At 62.9% G+C, this 16,842-nt stretch carries 14 protein-coding genes and 1 pseudogene; 7 read left to right on the top strand and 8 right to left on the bottom strand.

Features of this window, described 5'->3' with window-relative positions; genetic code table 11:
- Positions 1 to 3: 3 nt before the first annotated feature.
- From HX821_RS27010 to HX821_RS26985, 6 genes are all read right to left on the bottom strand, one after another.
- Complete coding sequence (locus HX821_RS27010; RefSeq protein ID WP_008436054.1) at positions 4 to 1,614, bottom strand: 5-guanidino-2-oxopentanoate decarboxylase; 1,611 nt, start codon at positions 1,612 to 1,614, stop codon at positions 4 to 6.
- A gap of 11 nt (positions 1,615 to 1,625) precedes the next feature.
- A complete protein-coding gene (locus tag HX821_RS27005) occupies positions 1,626 to 3,725 on the bottom strand; it encodes an acetate--CoA ligase family protein (protein ID WP_134326240.1) in 2,100 nt (699 codons plus the stop codon).
- Positions 3,726 to 3,743: 18 nt separating this feature from the next.
- Complete coding sequence (locus HX821_RS27000; RefSeq protein ID WP_008436052.1) at positions 3,744 to 4,904, bottom strand: acyl-CoA dehydrogenase family protein; 1,161 nt, start codon at positions 4,902 to 4,904, stop codon at positions 3,744 to 3,746.
- Positions 4,905 to 4,945: 41 nt separating this feature from the next.
- Positions 4,946 to 5,737, bottom strand: a complete 792-nt coding sequence (locus tag HX821_RS26995) for an enoyl-CoA hydratase/isomerase family protein (protein WP_023658721.1) — start codon at positions 5,735 to 5,737, stop codon at positions 4,946 to 4,948.
- 154 nt (positions 5,738 to 5,891) lie between these two features.
- A complete protein-coding gene (locus tag HX821_RS26990) occupies positions 5,892 to 6,530 on the bottom strand; it encodes a TetR family transcriptional regulator C-terminal domain-containing protein (RefSeq protein ID WP_003208961.1) in 639 nt (212 codons plus the stop codon).
- A 41-nt stretch (positions 6,531 to 6,571) separates the two neighbouring features.
- The gene (locus HX821_RS26985; protein ID WP_177022036.1) at positions 6,572 to 7,330 is read right to left on the bottom strand and encodes a class II aldolase/adducin family protein; all 759 of its coding nucleotides are present in this window, start codon (positions 7,328 to 7,330) and stop codon (positions 6,572 to 6,574) included.
- 131 nt (positions 7,331 to 7,461) lie between these two features.
- Between HX821_RS26985 and HX821_RS26980 the strand changes: the two genes are divergently transcribed.
- The 7 genes from HX821_RS26980 (at position 7,462) to HX821_RS26950 (ending at position 15,591) form a co-directional block, all read left to right on the top strand.
- Positions 7,462 to 9,417: an FAD-dependent oxidoreductase gene (locus HX821_RS26980; RefSeq protein ID WP_177036918.1), complete on the top strand. Its 1,956-nt coding sequence runs from the start codon at positions 7,462 to 7,464 to the stop codon at positions 9,415 to 9,417.
- Positions 9,405 to 9,983 (top strand): helix-turn-helix domain-containing protein, encoded by a 579-nt coding sequence (locus HX821_RS26975; RefSeq protein ID WP_023658720.1) that lies wholly within the window; start codon positions 9,405 to 9,407, stop codon positions 9,981 to 9,983. The genes HX821_RS26980 and HX821_RS26975 overlap by 13 nt, the downstream gene beginning before the upstream one ends.
- 122 nt (positions 9,984 to 10,105) lie before the next feature.
- Positions 10,106 to 10,294, top strand: coding sequence for a hypothetical protein (locus HX821_RS26970; protein WP_003208968.1), 189 nt, complete (start codon positions 10,106 to 10,108; stop codon positions 10,292 to 10,294).
- 3 nt (positions 10,295 to 10,297) lie between these two features.
- Positions 10,298 to 11,125: a hypothetical protein gene (locus tag HX821_RS26965; protein WP_087694888.1), complete on the top strand. Its 828-nt coding sequence runs from the start codon at positions 10,298 to 10,300 to the stop codon at positions 11,123 to 11,125.
- Positions 11,126 to 11,306: 181 nt separating this feature from the next.
- On the top strand, positions 11,307 to 12,695 hold the full coding sequence (locus tag HX821_RS26960; RefSeq protein WP_177036916.1) for an amidase: 1,389 nt from the start codon (positions 11,307 to 11,309) through the stop codon (positions 12,693 to 12,695).
- Positions 12,696 to 12,790: 95 nt separating this feature from the next.
- Positions 12,791 to 14,143: a citrate-proton symporter gene (locus HX821_RS26955; RefSeq protein ID WP_008436037.1), complete on the top strand. Its 1,353-nt coding sequence runs from the start codon at positions 12,791 to 12,793 to the stop codon at positions 14,141 to 14,143.
- Between the two features lie 101 nt (positions 14,144 to 14,244).
- A complete protein-coding gene (locus HX821_RS26950; protein WP_102368688.1) occupies positions 14,245 to 15,591 on the top strand; it encodes an OprD family outer membrane porin in 1,347 nt (448 codons plus the stop codon).
- A gap of 9 nt (positions 15,592 to 15,600) precedes the next feature.
- On the opposite strand, the gene HX821_RS26945 is transcribed toward HX821_RS26950, so the two are convergent.
- Positions 15,601 to 16,503 carry a LysR family transcriptional regulator gene (locus HX821_RS26945; RefSeq protein ID WP_003208975.1) on the bottom strand — a complete coding sequence of 301 codons (903 nt, stop codon included), beginning with the start codon at positions 16,501 to 16,503 and terminating at the stop codon, positions 15,601 to 15,603.
- A 139-nt stretch (positions 16,504 to 16,642) separates the two neighbouring features.
- Positions 16,643 to 16,842 (bottom strand): annotated as a pseudogene (locus HX821_RS31670) (hypothetical protein); the annotation flags it as partial.

The following is a 16,842-nucleotide window of genomic DNA, read 5'->3' as shown; positions in this document are numbered from 1 at the left end:
CCTCTAAAGGTTCACACAGGCATGCTTCAACTCGATCAAGGTCACGCCGTTGCGCTTGAAACCGTTACGCAAATCCGTCTGCAGCTCATCCAGGTTCTGTGGCTCGCTGACCGTGCAGCCGAACGCCCGCGCCAGCGCGGCGAAGTCCGGGTTGCGCGGCAGTACGCCGATGGGTTCGATGTCCAGGTTCAGCATGTCGTCGCGAATCTGCCCCAGGGCGTCGTTGTTCCAGAGCAACACCACCAGCGGGCTGTCCAGTTCTTCCACGGCCGTGGCCAGTTCCTGGGCGGTGTAGAGAAAGCCGCCGTCGCCCACCAGCACCAGGCCGGGCCGTTGCGGTGCGCCGAACTTGGCGCCGATACCGGCCGGCAGGCCATAGCCCAAGGTGCCGTAGCCGGTAGGATGCAGCCAACTGCGGGTGGCGTTGCTGGGGAAGGCGTAGTTACCGGTGTAGGCCAGTTGGGTCATGTCACTGCTGATGAAGGCATTGGCGGGCAACTCGGCGGCCACGCGGTCGAGAATCGCCTGGTGAATGCGTTGCAACGGACCATGGCCGCTGCTGACTGCCTGGCGTAACGTCGCGACCGCAGCGGTGGCGGCATCCGCGTTGCGCGGCGTGGCTGGCAAGCGTTCCAGCAAAGCCAGCGTCGTTTGCTGGGCATCACCGTGCAACGCGACGGCGCAAGGATAGAAATCGTTGAACTTGCGCGGGTCGATATCCACCCGCAGCAGCTCGCCATTAATCGGCAGGCGTTCACGCCAGAAGTCGGTATCGGCCATTTCGGTGCCGATGGCCAACACCACATCCGCCTCGGCGATGAGCTGCCAGCCGGGCTCGACACACAGGGTCGAACCGGCATTCAGCGGATGCTCCACCGGCAACAATCCCTTGCCGGCGACACTGCTGAAAAACGGCGCCGCCAACTGCGTACTCAAGCGCTGCAAGGCATCGGCCGCCAACAGTGCACCACCACCGGCAATGATCATCGGGCGCTTGGCCGCGGCCAGTTTTGCCACTGCCTGATCAAGGCTTTCAGCCGATGGCAAACCGCGTCCGGGACGGCGCACCACCTCATTGCTCCAGTCCCGTTTGATCGGCGCCGACAGTACATCCAGCGGCACCGAAATATGCACCGGGCGCGGTCGCTCACTGTCGAACACCGCGTAGGCCCGCGCGATCAACTCCGGCAAATCCTCGGCACTCAACGCCACCGCTGAAAACGCAGTGATGGGCGCGGTCATCGCCCGCTGGTCCTGGGTTTCATGCAGGCAGCCCCAGCCCTTGCCGAGGCTGGCGGTGTGGTTGACGCTGGAAATCACCAGCAGCGGAATCGAGTCGGCATACGCCTGGCCGATCGCCGTCGCGGCGTTGGTCACCCCCGGCCCGGTGATGATGAAACACACGCCCGGCTTGCCGCTGACCCGCGCATAACCGTCGGCCATAAAGCCGGCGCCCTGCTCATGGCGGGTCAGCACATGCCGAATACCGCTGCCCGGCAAGCCTCGATACAGCTCCAGCGTGTGCACGCCGGGAATCCCGAACACCGTGTCGACACCATAGTTGGCCAGCAATCGCACCAGGGCCTGGCCGCCCGTCAAGGTTTTGCTTTGCATCGTCATCTCCTTCACGCCTGGGCGAGACGGATCAATGCATCGACCGCCGTGGCGCCCCGGGCATTGACCAGCAATGGGTTTACATCGAGTTCCAGCAATTGCCCGGCGTTGGCGCAGGCGTAGTCGGCCACCGCACGAATCGCCGCCACCAGAGCTTCCATGTCGGCCACTTCGCGTCCGCGAAAGCCTTGCAGCAATGCGGCGCTGCGCAGGCTGAGCAAGGCGTTGCGGATTGCGTCGTCGGTGGTCGGCAACAGCAGGCTGCGGCTGTCCTTGAGCAACTCCACAAGGATTCCACCAGCGCCGATCACCAGCGCAAGGCCGAAGTCGTTTTCGCGCTTGATGCCCACAATCAGCTCGGCCAGCGGCGGCGTAGCCATGGACTCCAGCAGCAGCTGATCGAACGGCACATCCGGCGCATAAGCGGCGATTTGCTCGCGCATATGAGCCAGGGCAGCAGTCAAGGCGAAGCCGTCCTGCAGGTTGAGCGCCACGGCGCCAGCTTCGGTTTTATGCGGCAAGTCGGCACTGACGGCCTTGAGTACCAGCGGGTAACCCAGCACTTTGGCATCGGCTATGGCCCGCTCGGGAGTGCTCAAGACACCGGCTGGCGTGGTCAGGCCGAAAGCCCGTAAAGCCTGCTTGGAATCCCACTCATCAAGCGACTGTCCGTGTTGCTCAAGCGCTTGCGGGCACAGCGGCACCAGTATCGACTCACCCCGCGCCAACAACGCCCGGCGATTGTTTTGATAGTCAGCAATCCGGCCCCAGGCCGCCAGCGCATCTTCCACGCCTTGCAACGCGGCAACGCCCTGGGCATGCAGACGCTCGCGAGCGTGGGCCGGGAGCAATTCGGGAAATGCAGAGGTGACAAAGCCAGTCTTGCCGTGGCGAGTCAGCGCACTGCAAAACAGCTCCAGCAGCAGGTCGCACTCCTTGCGCTCACCGGTAAATTCCGCCGGGTAGTCGAGCACCAGCATTGCCGCATCCGCTTCGGTGCGCAGTGCCGTGTCGAGCATCGTATTAAGCGCGTCGCTGTTGCCCCAGATGGCCGTGGTGAAATCCAGCGGGTTGACCAGATTGGCGTAGCTGGGCAGCACCTGCGCCAACTCTTCACGCTGGCCTTCGTCGAGCTTCGGCAGGCTCAAATCGTTGCGCTCGGCGTAGTCGGCAATCAACCCGGCATCACCACCGGAACAGGCCAGGGCGATCAGGCTGTTGCCCGCCGGCAGATTACCGCAGGCCGCCGCTTTCAGGGTCTCGACAAAACTCACCGGCCCGCTGACCCGGATCACACCCAGGCGCGCGAACAGACTGTCGTACAGCGCATCGGAACCCGACAACGAACTGGTATGACTCAAAGCCAACTCGGCGCCGATCTGTGACACCCCGGTTTTCAGGGCGATGATCGGAATGCCTTTCTCCAGGGCCTTGTGGGCCGCACGGGCGAACCCCGGCACATTCTTCAAGCCTTCCAGGTGCAAGCCAATCGCTGTAACGCGCGGCTCGTCGAGCAGCACGTCCATCAACTCGGCAACCCCCAACTGCGCCTGGTTGCCCACCGACGCCATATAGGCCACCGGCAGCGAACGGTCGCTCATGGACAGGTTGTAGGCAAAGTTGCCGCTCTGGGTCAGCACCGCAACGCCCTTCTCGACCGGCTTGCCGCCATGGGCCACCGGCCACAACGCCGAGCTGTGCAGGTAATCCAGCAGGCCATAGCAATTGGGGCCCAGCAGTGCCATCTCGCCAGCGGCCTTGAGCAGTTGTTGCTGCAAGGCTTGGCCCTCGGCGCCGGTTTCGGCAAACCCGGAGGCGTAGCAGATGGCGCCACCGGTGCCAATGGCCGCCAGTTCGGCGACACAGGTCAGGGTCAGCTCGCGATTGGTAGCGATAAACACCGCGTCCGGACCGCACGGCAAATCGGCCACGCGACGTACGCAGGGAACGCCATCGAGGCTGTCATGTTGCGGGTTGACCAGCCACATCTGGCCGGCAAAACCACCCTCGGCGCAGCGCTTGAGGGCACGGGCCATGCTGCGCCCACCGACGAATGCCAGGTGACGGGGCGCCAGCAGGCGCTTGAGATTGTCGCGAATAGCCTGGGACATAAGCGTTCTCCGACCCGATCAACGCAACAGTGGCCGCAACAGTTCGCGGGCAATAATGTGGCGCTGGATTTCCGAAGTGCCTTCCCAGATCCGCTCGATCCGCGCGTTGCGCCAGATGCGCTCCACCGGGCCTTCGTCCATCAAACCCATGCCGCCGTAGATCTGCACCGCTTCATCGGCAACCTTGCCCAGTACTTCGCTGGCAAACAGCTTGGCCATGCCGGCCTCGCCGTCGGTCATGGTGCCCTGGTCCATTTTCCAGGCGGTGTTCAGGGTCAGCAGTTCGGCCGCACGGATTTGCGTGGCCATGTCGGCGAGCTTGAACGAGATGCCTTGATAGGTGCCGATGGGCTGGCCGAACTGCTTGCGGTCGGCCGCCCATTGCAGGGAAACGTCCAGCGCACGCTGGGCCTGGCCGACGCAGTTGGCAGCCACCATCACCCGGCCTGCGGTCAGCCAGGCATTGGCGACTTCCCAACCTTTGCCGACTTCGCCGAGGACTTTGGAGGCTGGTACGCGGCAGTCGTCGAAGAACATTTCATAAGTGTGGTAGCCGCGGTTGCTGACGCACTTGGGGCCCCGGCGAATGGTCATGCCCGGCGTGCCACGGTCCACCAGGAACGAGGTCACGGCATTGCGTTGGCGACCGTTGTGTTCGTAGGTGTCGGTAACGGCAAACACGATGGCGAAATCCGCGTGGCCGGCGTGGCTGATGAAGTGCTTGCTGCCATTGAGCACAAAGTCATCACCGCTGCGCACGGCGCGGGTCTTGATCGCATTGGCGTCGGAACCGGCACCCGGTTCGGTCAGGGCAAAGCAGTCGATCTTCTTGCCCTGCACGCACGGCAACAGGTACTCGCCAATCTGCGCGCCGGTGCAGGCCATGAGGATTTTCGACGGCCGGGCGACAAACACATGCAGCGCCCAGGAGACTTTCGACAACTCACGCTCGATCAACGCCTGTGACAGGTAATCCAGGCCGCCACCGCCGACGTCTTCCGGCATGTTGAAGGCATAGAAACCGGCAGCGATGGCCTTGTCACGAATCTGCGCGGCAAGCTCCGGCGAAACTTCATCGGCGCGGTCCACCGCCTCCTCGTGGGGCAACAACTCCTTGGCAACAAAACTGCGTACCGCGTCCACCAACATGTCTTGTTCTTGGCTGGGCTGGAAATTCATGGCGCTACCTGTCGATCGTTCGAGGGTGTTTTGAAGGGGAATCAGTTGCCGGAGAAGTTCGGTGGGCGCTTTTCCATCGAGGCGCGCAGGGCTTCAGCACCGTCGGCGCTGCGTCCACACAGCAGGCCGGCGGCGAGTTCCGCCTGGAGCTGCTCGGGCAGGCTGCGCCCGGCGCCTTCGCGGATGAGGGTTTTGGTCTGGGCAAACGCAAAGGTCGGGCCGTTGGCCAGGCGCGTGGCCAGCTCGGCGACGTGGGTATGCAGTTGCTCGTCGGCAACGACTTCGCCCACCAGCCCGGCGGCCAGGGCGCGGTCGGCGCTCCACAATTCATCGAGGAACAGCAGGCGCTTGGCTTGCTCGCTGCCGATCAGGCGCGGCAGATGCCAGCTGGCGCCGGCGTCCGGCGAGTAGGCCATGCTGGTGTAGCCGGCCTTGAAGCGTGCCGATTGCGCGGCGACGCGCAGGTCGCAGCACAGGGTGAGGTCCATGCCGGCACCGACCGCCGTGCCATTGATGGCGGCGAGGGTAGGTTTGTCGAGGGTGTGCAGGCGGGTCATCAGGGCGTGGGCGGTTTCGGTCCAGCCGTAGGTTTCGAGGGCGCCACGGGCTTCGGCATCGGCCCATTCGGCAAGGTCGGCACCGGCGCAGAAGCTGCGACCGCTGCCGGTCAGTACCACCACGCGCACAGCCGGGTCGCGGTTGAAACCGTCCAGCAAGGCATGCAGGTGCTTGAGGGTCGGGATGTCCAGGGCATTGCGCTGGGGGCCGCGATTGAGGGTGATCCAGGCAACGCCTGCCTGCACCTGAGTGAGCACGGACGGATCTGTAGTCATGGAATCCTCGAATTATTTTAATTGGCTTGAGGGGTGCGACATGGGGCGATACTAAACGAGTGTTCAGTAAGGAGGCAATCGGGTAACTGCAAATATTTTTCGAGGGGAAAATGCCGGCCCGGACATTGCGTCCAGGCGGCGCGGAATCGTCCGTTCAGGGTTTGATCTGGAAGCGCTTGCGCCCGCCCGACTGCAAGCCATCGACCCAGGCTTCGCAGATCTGGATGCCCTGCTCCGGGGTGAAGGTGCCGGGATTGAGCCCCGATTCCAGCCACAAGCCGTCGAGCAAGGCGCTCAAGGCGATGGCCGCCAAATCGGCATCGAACTGCTTCCAGCCCTCCTCACCGGCCATGTCCACCAAGGCCGAACGCATGATGGTGCGGTACTCGCCATAGGAGTGTTCGTGGGCCTGGTTGATCGCCGGGGCCGTCTTGACCGCCCCCCAGAACACCAGCCAGGCATCCAGCAGTTGCGGGTCGAGCAATTCGGGGGAGAACGAGCCGCGGAAGAACGCCGACAGCCGCTCCCGCGGACTGGGCGGCGCCTTGGCCATCGCATCCCGCAGCAGGTCCATCACCTGCCGGGTGATTGACCGATAGGCCTCGGCCACCAGCTCATCCTTGCCCGAGTAGTGATGACTGATCAGCCCCACCGACACCCCGGCCTCGGCGCTGATCTTGCGGATCGACGCGCCCTGGAAGCCGTCGCGCTTGAGGCAGGCCAACGTCGCCTGCACCAGATTGGCCTTGCGCAACTCCGGTTCCATGCGGGAGAAACGGGATTCCTGGGTCATGAGGCGGTGTCCTTGGGTTGAGTCGGCTGGACGACTCTACCTCACTCCCGGAACCCCGGCGACACCCGATCCAGTAACCGCAGCAATGCCGCCCATGCCAGTTGCATGGCGTCCGGGTCTGCCAGTTCGCCCTCTTCCAGTGGCCGGCCTGGCTCATTGAACTGCCGCTCGGTGTATTCACACACGTGCGCAGGCGGCAGGATCAGCTTGCCGCACGCCTGGGCGGCGATCTGGATATCGCAGGCCTTCTCCAGGTAATACATGCGCAGGAACGCCTGGCTGACCGTCTCCCCTACCGTCAACAAACCATGGTTGCGCAGCATCAACACCGGCTTGTCGCCGAGGTCGCGCACCAGTCGCTGTTGCTCGTCCATGTCCAGCGCCACGCCTTCGTAGTCGTGGTAGGCGACCTTGCCGTAGAACTCCATGGAAATCTGGTTCACCGGCAACAGCCCGCATTCCAGGGCCGCCACCGCACAGCCGGCGCGGGTGTGGGTGTGCAGCACGCACTGCGCATCTTCGCGGGCGCCGTGAATCGCGCTGTGAATCACAAACCCCGCCGGGTTGACGCCATGGGCCGAAGCCTCGACCGCACGTCCGTCCAGGCCGATCTTCACCAGGCTGGAGGCGGTGATCTCCTCGAACATCAGCCCATAGGGGTTGATCAAAAAGTGATGCTCGGGCCCCGGGATACGCACCGAGATATGGGTGAAAATCAAATCGCTCATGCGAAAGTGCGCGATCAGCCGGTAGCAGGCGGCAAGCTCTTCGCGCAGCTGTCGTTCGGTGGCCCCAGGCATTTTTATTCTCCAGGCGGGTGGGTGATGTGGTTGACGCTAATCCAGTCACCAGTAAAAAAACAAGTTGATTTTTTACTGAGGCTGACCTCCTATAGAAAAATAATAACAACAGCGCCTGGAGTATTCGCACCATGTCGCCCCATGCCTTTCCGCATCTTTTTGAACCGTTGGTACTGCGTGGCAAACGCCTGAAAAATCGCATCATGTCCAGCGGGCACGACACCTCGATGCCCACCGACAACCAGGTCAACGAGCAGTTGATCGCCTACCACCGGGCACGCGCCGAAGGCGGCGTGGGGTTGATTGTGTTGCAGGTGGCCGGGGTGCACGACAGCGCCCGCTACACCTCTCATGTGCTGATGGCCACCGATGACAGCTGCATCGACGGCTATCGCCGACTGGCCGAAACCTGCCACGCCCACGGCACCGTGGTGCTGTCGCAGATTTTCCATCCAGGGCGGGAAATCATGGAGTCGGCCGCCGGTTTGCTGGCGGTGGCTTACTCGGCTTCCGGGGTGCCCAACGAACGCTTCCGGGTGATGCCGCGCGCCCTTGACCAGACAATGATCGACGAGATCGTCGCCGGCTACGGCGCTGCGGCAAGGCGCCTGTATCAGGCCGGGATTGACGGTGTGGAAGTGGTCGCCAGCCATGGTTACCTGCCTGCGCAATTTCTCAACCCGCGGGTGAATCGCCGCACCGACGGCTACAACGGCGAGCTGGAACAACGCCTGCGTTTCCTGCGGGAAATCATCGCCACGGTGCGTGCCGAAACCGACGAGCACTTCATCATCGGGCTACGCATTTCTGCCGATGAACGCGACCCCGAAGGCCTGACCGAAGAGGATTCCCTGGCCGCCGTGCAACAGCTGCAATCACACCTGGATTACGTGCACATCGTCGCCGGCACCTCGGCCTCCCTCGGCGGCGCGATCCATATCGTGCCGCCCATGGCGATTGCCCCGGCGTACCTGGCGGCAGAAGCGGCGACGTTCAAGACGCACCTGTCGATTCCGCTGTTCGTCACCGGGCGCATCAACCAGCCCCAGGAGGCCGAATTGATGCTGCAACGCGGCCAGGCCGATGTGTGCGGCATGACCCGCGCACTGATCTGCGACCCGCGCATGCCGGCCAAGACCTCAAGCGGCCATGCCGAGGATGTACGGGCGTGCATCGCCTGCAATCAGGCGTGCATCGGCCACTTCCACAAAGGCCTGCCGATCTCCTGCATCCAGCATCCCGAGACCGGCCGCGAATTGCAGTTTGGCCAACTGCAACCGGCACTGCGACGCCAGCGGATCATGGTCGCCGGTGGCGGCCCGGCAGGGATGAAAGCGGCAGCGGTGGCGGCGCAGCGCGGACATGAGGTGACCTTGTATGAAGCCAGTGCCCAATTGGGCGGCCAAGTGCTTCTGGCGCAGTTACTGCCCCGGCGCAGCGAGTTCGGCGGGGCCAGTACCAACCTGCAGCGCGAGATGGAACTGGCCGGGGTCCGCGTGGTGCGCAACACCCGCGTCGACCGCGCATTGGTGGAACGCGAACAACCTGACCGGGTGATCATCGCCACCGGCGCCGAGCCCTACTGGCCGGCCTTCGAACGCGGCGGCGAGCTACAGGTGGTGGATGCCTGGCAAGTGCTGCGCGATGAGGTGCAACTGGGCCGTTCGGTGGTCGTCGTGGACTGGCGTTGCGACTGGATCGGCCCGGGCATTGCCGAGCGCCTCACCCGTGCCGGCCATCAGGTGCAACTGGCGGTGAACGGCACCCATTGCGGGGAAAACCTGCCGTTGTACGTGCGTGACCAACTGGCCGGCGAACTGCATCGGCTGGGCATTCCGATCATCCCTTACGCCCGTTTGTACGGCTGCGACGACACTACCGTCTACCTGCAACACACCGCCAGCGGCGAGCCGATGCTGCTGGAAAATATCGACACCCTGGTGTTGTGCCAGGGCCACCAGCCGGTGGACACTCTGGGCGCAGAACTGGAAGGCCTGGTGGCGTTCACGCGGATCGGCGATTGCCTGGCGCCGCGTACCGCCGAAGAGGCGATTTATGAAGGATTGAAAGTAGCGTGGGACATTTGAACGACCAACCGCCACAGCTGTTTCTCGGCACCCGCATCCGCGGCTTGCGCAAGGCCCGGGGCATGACGCTTACCGAATTGGCGCAGATGAGCGAATTGACGGCCGGCTATATCAGCCAACTGGAACGCAACCTCGCCTACCCGTCGATCCCGGCCTTGTTCAACATCGCCCGCAGCCTGGGGGTGACGATCCAGTGGTTTTTTGCCAGTGAGACCACGCCGGCAGCGGAGGATGAAGGTTTTGTGGTGCGCAGGAACAATCGCCAGAGCATTCACTATGAGGACGGGATCGTCGACCAGTTGCTGACGCCCCTGCCCAATCATCAATTGGAGATGCTGCACTCGCGCTTTCCACCGGGCACCTATAGCCAGCAGAGCTATAGCCATGAGGGTGAAGAGGCGGGTTATGTGTTGAGCGGAACGTTTGAGTTATGGGTGGGCGAGCGGCATTTTCAGCTGGCTGAAGGCGACAGTTTCAGCTTCCCCAGCAGTGAGCCCCATCGGTATGGCAACCCCGGAAAGGTGGATGCGGTGGTGATTTGGGTGATTACGCCGCCGACGTTTTAGACCGTTGGGGCAACTAAGGACGTTTCCTACGATACGCGGGGAGTTCTGGATGGGGGCCATCAGTAGTCGGTAAAAACGGCTCTTGCTATAAAACCGACTACTTTTTTATGAGGGTGCCGGTCATGTTTGAGTCGTTTGCTTGGTTCAAGAAACCCACTGAGGAAGATCTGGAAAATATCAGGGCTATCAAGCGGTACAAAACCATGAGGATAGTGGGTGAGTGGGGTATTTCTGTCGACCCGGCGGAAATCGCCAACTCACCCGAGTTCAAGGAACACAAGCGCAAGATACGTGAACTGATATTCAAATAACCCATGGGGCTACTACTGATACTGCCGTTACTGGTGAGTGGCTATTTGGTGTGTTTGAAACACCCCGGCCATTACTGCCGCCTCCACCGCTTTGAGGGCCAGTTACTCTATCTACAGGTCGCAAGATTAGGCTGGACCTGCCTCGTACTGTCGTTCGTACTGACCACTTTGATTCTTTGCCTGTCCAAACAGCCGCTGCAACTGGCTGGCCAGACAATCCCCATTGATTACAGTGCTTATCTGGGCAAGCTGCTGATAGAGCTGGATATTGCCACCGAGAGAAATCATGGCCTCTGGGTATTTTTGCTCCAGGTCGGCCTGACAGCCATGATCATTCCCTACTGCTGGGCGCGATTATTTGTGCGTTGGCGTCGACGAAGACTGCAACTTGCTTCAGAGGAGGAACTGAACCAGCAATTGATGCTCGAGCTTCTAACGGGGCGCCCCCTCAGGACCCTACTCAGGGAATCCATTGCGCGCGGCTCTCAATGCATGTTCACGCTCAACGATCGGAATGTTTATGTGGGCGTTGTTTCATCCATCTGCGAGCCGAATGAGTCCGAAGGTATAGATCACGCCTTCAGTCTGATTCCGACCTGCAGCGGCTATCGCGACAAGGACACCTTGGAAATCATCCTCGATACTGAATACCCGGATGCGTCAGACGCTATTTCCATCATGCTGCTCCAGGAAGCGGTGGTATCAGCCACCCGCTTTGACCCTGCGACGTGGATGTCTTTCCAATCCCGCATACGGGCGAAACCCCAGCCTATCCGGAGCTATCGTCGTGAGTCGGCACGCAGGAAAAAGACGCCAGGTGCCTGCGCCTGAGGTCCTCCCGCCAAACAGTAAACCTTCCAGCCATTCCCACATCTACCCGCCGGTTTCAGTGCACACAAAAACGCAACACTGAACTGCACCGATTGTGATGGCCGCTTCACACCGGGGTTTATATAGTCGTTCCTACTGCAACCCGCCATGAGCCAGCCGGCCCATCACAAGGAAGCGTTCGATGACTGACCTGCATACCCTTACGGCCGCCGAACTGCTGGCGCAATTTGCCAGCCGGCAACTCGCGCCCATCGACTACTACGACCAACTCCTGGCCCACATCGACCGCTGGGAGCCGCAGATCAACGCGCTCTATGCCTTCGACCCGCAACAGGTGCGTCAGCAGGCCCAGGCCTCCACCGAACGCTGGAACAAGGGCCAATCCAACGGCGCCCTTGATGGCGTACCGGTGACTCTCAAGGAATTGATCGCCACCGAAGGCGTGCCCATTCCCCTCGGCAGCGCGGCCACCCGCCTGACCCCGGCCCTCAGGGACGCACCGCCCGCAGCCCGCATGCGTGAAGCGGGCGCGATAATCCTGGCCAAGACCACCAACCCGGACTTCGGCATGCTGTCTTCCGGCCTGTCGAGCTTCCACGGCATCACCCGCAACCCGTGGAACACCGCCAACAACACCGGAGGTTCCAGCTCCGGTGCCGCCGCAGCGGCCGCCGCAGGTTACGGCCCGCTGCACGTGGGCACCGACATCGGTGGCTCGGTGCGCCTGCCCGCCGCCTGGTGCGGCCTGGTGGGATTCAAGCCGACCCTGGGGCGCATCCCCATCGACCCGTACTACACCGGCCGCGCCGCCGGGCCCATGACCCGCACCGTCGACGACTGCGTGCTGTTGATGCAACACCTGGCCCGCCCCGATGCCCGCGATGCCACCAGCCTGCCGCCGCTCACCACCCAGTGGAGTAACCAGCCGCTCTCGGTCAAGGGCCTGCGCGTCGGCCTGATGCTTGAACCCGGCGCAGGCATGCAGCCTGAAGGCTTCGTCTGTGAAGCCGTGGAGCAAGCCGCGCGGCTGTTCGAAGCCCACGGCGCCAAGGTCACGCTGATCCCGCCAATCATGGACCGCGCACAACTCGATGGCCTCGACCATTTCTGGCGCGCCCGCCAGTGGGGCGATTTGTCGGCCCTGAGCAGCGAGCAGTTCGACAAGGTCTTGCCGTACATCCGCGACTGGGCCGCGCCGGGCGCCGAGATCAGCGGCGTACAAGCCGTAAAGGGTTTCAACCAGACCTTTGAAATGCGCCGCCGCGCCGCGCAGGTGTTCACCGAACTCGACCTGGTGCTGTCCCCCACCAACCAGGTCAATGCGTTCCCGGCCGAGTGGCCATCACCGAGCAACAACCCGCAACTGCCGTTCGAACACATCGTGTTCACGGTGCCGTGGAACATGGGCGAGCAACCGGCGTTGTCGATCAACTGCGGTTTCGCCGCCGATGGCATGCCCATCGGCCTGCAGATGATCGCCCCGCGTTTTGCCGATCAATGGCTGCTGCAAATCGCTAAAACCTACGAGAGCTGGCGTGGCGCAATCCACCACTGGCCGAATCCTTCCTGACTTTTGACGCTGTAAGAACTGCCCACCCACACGCCAGCTCCGGGCCCTCTTGGCCTGGAGCTCGGACGACCTATAACTAAAATCGAGGGGCTGGTATGCACACTGAGCAATTGACACGATCCGATCCTGATCACGCACCCGAAACACCGTCCCCGGACGCCGGCAAAAAGAGCATCTTCGCCGTGGTCCTGGGCAACGCCGTGGAGTTTTTCGACTTTGGTGTGTACGCAACCTTTGCGGTGATGATCGGCCACACGTTCTTCCCGTCCGACAGCGCTTTCGTCAGCCTGATGCTGTCGGTCACGGCGTTCGGTATCGGCTTTATCGTCCGGCCCCTGGGCGCAGTACTGATCGGCGCCTACGCCGACCGCGTCGGGCGCAAACCGGCGATGCTGTTGACCCTGGTAATGATGGCCGTGGGCACCGGCAGCATCGCGATATTGCCCGGTTACGAGACCATCGGTATCGCGGCGCCGATCCTGCTGGTACTCACCCGCATGATCCAGGGCCTGGCCTGGGGCGGTGAAGCCGGCCCCGCCACCACCTACATCCTCGAAGCGGCGCCACCCCACAAACGCGGGACCTACGCCTGCTGGCAAGTAGTCGCCCAGGGCGTCGCAGCCATGGTGGCCGGGCTGGTAGGGTTCACCCTGACCAAGGTCATGTCCCCGGAAGACCTCAACAGCTGGGGCTGGCGCGTGCCGTTCGTGTTCGGCCTGCTGGTGTTGCCGATCGGCATCTACATCCGCCGCAACCTCGCCGAAACCTTCCACGGCCACGGCGAGCAGACCAGCACCGGCGACCTGGTACGGGAAGTCTGCGGCAAGCACCGGCGCGCACTGGTGCTGGGGTTGCTGATCCTTTCCGGCAGCACCATCACCCAGTACTTCCTCAACTACATGACCACCTTCGCCCTCACCGAACTGAAGCTGCCCACCAGCATCTCGATGCTCTCGACCCTGGTGGCCGGCGCAGCGATGGCCGTGTGCGCGGTGGCCGGCGGCATGCTCTGCGACCGCTTCGGGCGCCGTACGATCCTGATGACACCGCGGGTGGTGTTGCTGTTGATTTTGTTCCCGGCCCTGCAACTGATGACCGAGCACCCAAGCCCGGCGACCTTCCTGCTGACCCTGGCGGTACTCTCGGGCCTGCACGGCATGAGTGGCGCGGCGCTGATCGTGTTGCTGGTGGAAAGCTTCCCGAAATCCGTGCGCTCCACCGGTTTCTCCATCGTCTACGCCTTCGGTGTGGCGGCGTTTGGCGGCACCGCGCAGATCATCATCACCTGGCTGATCGGCACCACCGGCGACCCGATGTCGCCGGTCTGGTACCTGCTGATCGCCAACCTGGTGTGCCTCACCGCCGCCTGGTTCGCCAAGGAAACCCGTCCGCCGCTGCCCGGCAGCCCGGCCCGCGAAACCCGGCTCACAGAAGCTTCGGTTCGCTGAATACCTTTTCCCACTGTCCCGCGTCTTTTCGCCACCGACCGGCAGCACCTGAAGGCCTGCCGGGACGGTCGCCTTACGTCTGATTTGTATGGGGATTTACCATGTATCCACGTCTTTTGCTGGCCGTCACCCTGGCGTCCAGCACCCAGGCTTTCGCCCAGGAAAACGCCCAGGCCAGCGCACCGGGCTTCCTCGAAGGCAGCACCCTGGACCTGAACCTGCGTCACTACTATTCCAACCAGCACACCCAACGCACCACCCACTTGAGCATCAAGAAAGCCGGCGGCGTCGAGCCCACGCGTGTACGGGAAACCTGGGTGCAGACCAGCATGCTCAAGTACAGCTCCGGCTACACCCAGGGCCTGATTGGCGTGGGTGTGGACGCGGGGATCTTCAGCGCGGTCAACCTGGAACGCGGCCACGGCAAGGTGGCCAATGGCGGCGACCGGGTGCTGGTGGACGGCGACGGCGATGCGATTCCCACCTGGAGCCGCCTGGGGGTGGGCGACGTGCGTTTTCGCCTGTCCAGCACCGAGATCAAGGCTGGCCGGCTGATGACCGACAATCCGATCCTGCGTTACAAGGACAACCGCGCCCTGCCCTCCAGCTTCCAGGGCGTGGGCTTGTTCAGCAACGAATTCGACTGGCTATCGGTGCAGGGCGGCAGCTTCGAGCGGGCGATTCCACGCACCGGCACCGGCGCCGAAAAGCTCACCACCACCTTCGGCAACCGCGCCTACAGCGGCGCACGCATCAGCTACCTGGGAGCCACGGTAAAACCGGGTTACGGGCTGGAAGCCAGCGTCTACGCGTCGCGTTTCGAAGACATGTGGGACCAGACCTACGTCGGCCTGACCCACCGCATCGGTGACAAGAGCGACATCGCCTTGAAGACCGCCTTCAACTACTACCACACCAGCGACTCGGGCGACAAAAACCTCGGCTACATCGACAATAACGCCGCCAGCCTGGCCTTCACCGCCACGCACCTGGCCCACAGCCTGACCCTGGCCTGGCAGCAGGTATTCGGCAACGAATACTTCGACTACGTGTGGGAGTCCACCGGCAACTACATGGCCAACTCGCTGTACTCGGACTACAACGGCCCCAACGAAAAGTCCTGGCAGTTGCGCTACGACCTGGACTTCGCCGCCTACGGTGTGCCCGGCCTCACCGCCAGCCTGTGGCACGCCAAGGGTTGGGACATCGACGGCACCCATTACGATGGCGACCGCAACGGTCACAACACCGGCTACAACGTGCGCAGCCTGGATGGCGCCAAGCACAACGAAAACGGCTTGATGCTGGCCTATGTGATTCAGTCCGGAACACTCAAGAACACCGTACTGCGCACCATCGTCTACAACCATCGCGCCAGCGGCGGGCAGATTGACGGCAGCTACGATGAGTTCCGCCTCGTCGCCAATGTGCCGATCAACATCTTCTGAGGCTCAGGCTCAGTTCAGCGAACAACGCTGCATCGCCCCCGCCAGCATTTCCTGGCACTTGAGCACCGCCACCGAGCGGGGGCGGTTGCGGTACACGCAGAGGTCGATGCGGATGCGGCCGAGGTCTTCATCGGCGATCGGCACGGCGACCAGGCCGTCGCCCAGGTCCCGCACGTCTGCCTCGACCTGGGGCAAAATCAGCACCGCTGCCCGTTGCCGGGCCAGGCTCTTCTGCACTTCCAGGGAGCTGGTGGTGAACACCGGTTCGAGGGTGACGCCGCGTTTTTTTGCCGCCACTTCCAGGGCCTGGCGCACGCCGTAGGCCGAGTCGGGAATCGCCAGGGGCTGGCCTTGCAGTTCGCTCAATTCGATGCTGTCGCGCTGGGCGAAGGGGTGTTCGGCGCTGACCAGCACCCGGTGCCATAACTGGCAGTGGGCGGTGACTTCGACGTCGGCGCGCTCTTGCAGGTAGAACGCCAGGCCCAGGTCCGCCTCGCCGCTGCACAGGGCGTCGAGGGTGGCCGAGGCGCTGGCGATCACGATGTTGAAGGTGACCTTGGGGTGGGCGCGGTAGAAGGTGGCGAGCACCGGGGCGAGCACGGTGGAAACGATACTTTCTGACACATGGATGCTGATGTTACCGGCCACCTGGCTTTGGCGGCTGGCGATGACTTCGCGTACCTGGTCGAGGCCGCGCAGGGTTGAGGTGACTTGTTCGGCCAGGCACTCGCCCTCGGCGGTGAGGCGGATGCCGCGGGGGCCGCGCTCAATCAGGGCGGCGCCGAAGAAGTGTTCCAGGTGTTCGATCTGGCGGCTGACGGCGGTGGGGGTGACGTAAAGACGTTCGGCGGCCTTACGCAGGGAGGCGCAGCGGGCGACCTCGTGGAAATATCGCAAGGCGCGTAGTTGCATGGGGGGTGCTCCTTTTTTGGGGGGGTGGATTGGGGAGGACGCAATTACTGCGCCATGCGGGTGTACATATCCGTTTCTTCGGTCACGGCGTCCTGCCGGTTTACTCGCTCTGCACTACCCGCGTTCGCTCAGATCAAGATCAAAAGCAAATCTGCTTTTCTGTGGGAGCTGGCTTGCCTGCGATGCAGACAACTCGGTGCATCAGGTACACCCAGTTGATGCCATCGCAGGCAAGCCAGCTCCCACATTTGACCGTGCCCGCTTTAGCTTTTGATTTTGCTTCTAAACACTCAAGCCGGCCGGTAGGCCGCTGTGCTGTAGTGAGCCCCAATATCTGCG

Origin of the sequence: Pseudomonas sp. B6001 (assembly GCF_013386015.1) — a bacterium.
In the GTDB taxonomy this organism is placed as follows: Bacteria; Pseudomonadota; Gammaproteobacteria; order Pseudomonadales; family Pseudomonadaceae; genus Aquipseudomonas.
The sequence above is the reverse complement of the archived record's forward strand: the minus strand, read 5'-3'. Positions and strand labels throughout refer to the sequence as shown.